Here is a 3,546-nt window from a genome sequence, read left to right as displayed (position 1 = left end):
CTTGATTTAACTTCAGAACTATCTAATCCTTTATTGGGATCTACATTAAATTCCGACAGGATTTTTTCAACAGAGAGCGTGTGCAGATCTTTAGACATTTCTTAGTATTTTACTCAATAATCGAGATTAAATGTTCCGGGGATTGCCTCGAAATCAGATTATATTTTCCAATATCAATGCTTCGTGAGCTTGCTCTGAAGTTGTTTACTGCACGGCCTCGGCCTTATTAATATTCTCTATTCCTTTTAAAAGTGCATCAGGATTAAACGAAATACTATCTATTTGTTCTTTTACCAGAAATGAAGCGAACTCGGGGAAATCGCTTGGCGCCTGCCCACAAAGTCCTATTTTCTTCCCAACTTTCCTGGCTTTCTGTATCGCTGTGGAAACCATTTCTTTAGCAGCAGCATTATTTTCATCAAAAACATTTACCATTAATTCTGAATCGCGATCAACACCCAGCGTGAGTTGTGTTAGATCGTTAGATCCTATGGAAAATCCGTCAAAATGTTCTGCAAACTCTTCGAGGAGAATTACGTTAGAGGGAATTTCCACCATCATATAGATTTCAAGAGAATTCTTTCCGCGCTCCAAACCGAATTTTTTCATAAGCTCGATTACGGTTTTTGCTTCTTCAATTGTTCTACAAAAAGGAATCATCACTTTTAAATTATCAAGCCCCATTTCTTCCCTAACTCTTTTAATAGCTTTGCACTCAAGCTCAAAAGCTTCTTTATAGTTAGGATGAGGATAACGCGCAGCGCCTCTAAACCCAAGCATAGGATTTTCTTCTAAAGGTTCAAATTGGCGACCTCCAATTAGGTTTGCATATTCGTTACTTTTAAAATCGCTAAGCCTAACAATTACTTCTTTTGGGTGAAATGCGGCGGCCATTACAGCTATTCCGCGGGATAATTCTTCAACAAAAAAATCACGTTTATCTTTATATTGCCAGGTTAGTTCGTCTATCGCTTTTTTTGCAGCTTTTTCTTTAACCTCATCATATTTCACCAAAGCCATTGGGTGAATTTTTATTTTATGGGTAATTATAAATTCCATTCGTAATAATCCAATTCCTGTATTTGGATAAAAAGAAAGTTGAAAGGCCCTATCTGGATCTGATAGAATAAATTTAGCTTCGGTTTTTGGAAGAGAAATTTTTCCAAAATCAATTTCCCTGGTATCAAATTCCAGGGCACCTTTATAAATAAAACCGGTTTTGCCTTCACAGGAAACGGTAATCATTTCTCCGTCTTTAATTTTTGTAGTAGCATCGTTTGTTCCCACTATTGCCGGCACACCAATTTCGCGGGCTACAATTGCTGCGTGACTGGTTCTTCCGCCCCTATCGGTTACAACTGCAGCTGCCAATTTTAGTAGCGGATCCCAGTCTGGGCTGGTGTTATTGGTAATTAGAATTTCCCCGGGATTTAATTTATGTCCTTCTTCAGGTGACTTTAAATATCGTGCTTTACCAGTAGCAATGCTGGAACCAATGGCACTTCCGCTAGTTAAAATTTCACCTTTTTGCTTTAGGTGATATTCAATATAAAACCGTTTATCTTCATCCTTATGCACTGTTTCCGGGCGGGCCTGGGTAATAAAAAGTTCGTTGGTTAAACCGTCTTTTGCCCACTCCACATCCATTGGGCGACGGTAATGCTTTTCTATTAGTAAAATCCACCGGGAAAGTTGAATTACCTCTTCATCATTTAAAACAAAACTATCCTGTTTTTCCAGCGGCGTTTCAATGTTAACGGTTGAAGAATGACCGCTGGATTCGGCGTAAACCATAGAAAGCTCTTTATGCCCCAGTTTCTTATGAATAATAGGATTTTCAGCTTTATCAATAGTTGGTTTGAATACATCAAATTCATCGGGATTCACCAGACCCTGTACTATATTTTCACCCAATCCCCAAACACCCGATAAATGAATAATATTCCTGAAACCAGATTCGGGTTCAAGACTAAAACCAATCCCCGAGCAACTAATATCAGATCGCACCATCTTTTGCACACCAACCGAGAGCGCTATTTCGTGATGTAAAAAGCCCTGGTCTTCCCGGTATTTAATGGCCCTGTTTGTATAAAGTGAGGCAAAACATTTTTTAACCGCATCGAGTAAAGCTTCATTTCCTTTAATATTTAGAAAGGTGTCATGCTGGCCGGCAAAACTCGCACCCGGTAAATCTTCGGCTGTGGCGCTACTTCTCACGGCAACCTGGATATTTTCTCCTTTTCCCAAATCGTTATATGCGGCAACAATTTCTTCGGAAAATTCTTTGGAAAATTCTCCCCGTAAAATCAGCTCTCTGCCTTCAGAGCCAATGCTGCTAAGGTTCTCATAATTCTTCCTATCAAGTTTTTTCAACAGACCTTTTATCTCTTCTTCAATATTATTCGACTTTAAAAAAGCCCAAAAACCTTGAGACGTGGTAGCGAAACCATCTGGCACCAAAACACCTTCAGAAGATAATTCGTTATACATTTCGCCCAGAGAAGCATTTTTCCCGCCAACCTTTGTGACATCTTTTATAGATATCTCTCTAAATTTTTTAATGAATTTCATAAGCTTAATTTTTATTGTAACACGAGTTCATACCCCATATTCAGCAGGAAAATTCCCAATAGGAAAAGCAATACATAAATTGTCTGTACAAATTTGAAATTTAATACAGCAAGTTTGCGCGTAGTAGATTCAGGGAATATAAAGAGGCCAAGACCTATAAAAAGTGAAGTCCAACCCAGAATGGTGATTATAAATTTCCAACTTAGCTCCCAGATATTGTGAAATAAAATGTTGAGTAAACCTATAATTATAGCAGCAAAGGCAGCCAATATCACGAATTTTTGATCTTTTAAATCTTCAAAAATTTGTTTTATTCTTTTAGGGTTGAAGCTTAGTACAAAGAAGAAAATTAAAAGGTACCAACCCCAGAATTTAGCGAGAAATAAGGAAGTATCCATCTTTTACAGGCATTGGTTATTCTCTCAAAGTTAACCTGTATAAAAGGATTTTAATATGATAAATATCAGCTGAATAACTAATAATTCATCTTATTTAAACTGTTAGACTTTTGTAAAAATTTAATAGGCTTTAAACAAGATCAATTAAATTCAGCTATTTTTATAATTATATGAAAGAACATTACTGGATCTTAGCGGGAATTGGTTTCACCACCCTTATCATGGCCTGGCTGCCTTCAATTTCAAAAAAAATAAAGGTTAGCGGTCCTATAATTTTACTACTCATTGGCTTTCTTTTAGTGGGATTAGGATTACCTATTGGATGGCCAGATCCCTTATGGGCAGATGAGGGACTCATGTATTTTTCTGAAATGATAGTGATTATTTCCCTAATGGGCGCTGGTTTAAAAATTGGAAATAATTATAGTTTTAAAGCCTGGAAAAGACCTTTGTTACTCGTGTTTCTAACTATGCCCCTTTGTATGATTTCGGCATATTTCCTGGGACAAAATTTCCTATTTCTTAGTGTTCCTTCCTCTTTATTACTTGCGGCAGTACTTGCTCCTACCGATCCTGT

The 3,546-nt window shown here is 37.3% G+C and carries 2 protein-coding genes and 1 pseudogene; 1 reads left to right on the top strand and 2 read right to left on the bottom strand.

All coding sequences use genetic code 11. From position 1 onward, the window contains the following. Positions 1-204 precede the first annotated feature (204 nt). The gene (gene ppsA / locus AACZ30_RS13465) at positions 205-2,571 is read right to left on the bottom strand and encodes a phosphoenolpyruvate synthase (protein ID WP_339650000.1); all 2,367 of its coding nucleotides are present in this window, start codon (positions 2,569-2,571) and stop codon (positions 205-207) included. A gap of 11 nt (positions 2,572-2,582) precedes the next feature. Beyond that, positions 2,583-2,969: a hypothetical protein gene (locus tag AACZ30_RS13460; RefSeq protein ID WP_339649997.1), complete on the bottom strand. Its 387-nt coding sequence runs from the start codon at positions 2,967-2,969 to the stop codon at positions 2,583-2,585. 170 nt (positions 2,970-3,139) lie between these two features. Here AACZ30_RS13460 and AACZ30_RS13455 point away from each other — a divergent pair. Then, positions 3,140-3,546: pseudogene (locus tag AACZ30_RS13455) on the top strand (sodium:proton antiporter); the annotation flags it as partial.

Source organism: uncultured Salegentibacter sp., from assembly GCF_963972535.1.
GTDB lineage: Bacteria > Bacteroidota > Bacteroidia > Flavobacteriales > Flavobacteriaceae > Salegentibacter.
The sequence above is the reverse complement of the archived record's forward strand: the minus strand, read 5'-3'. Positions and strand labels throughout refer to the sequence as shown.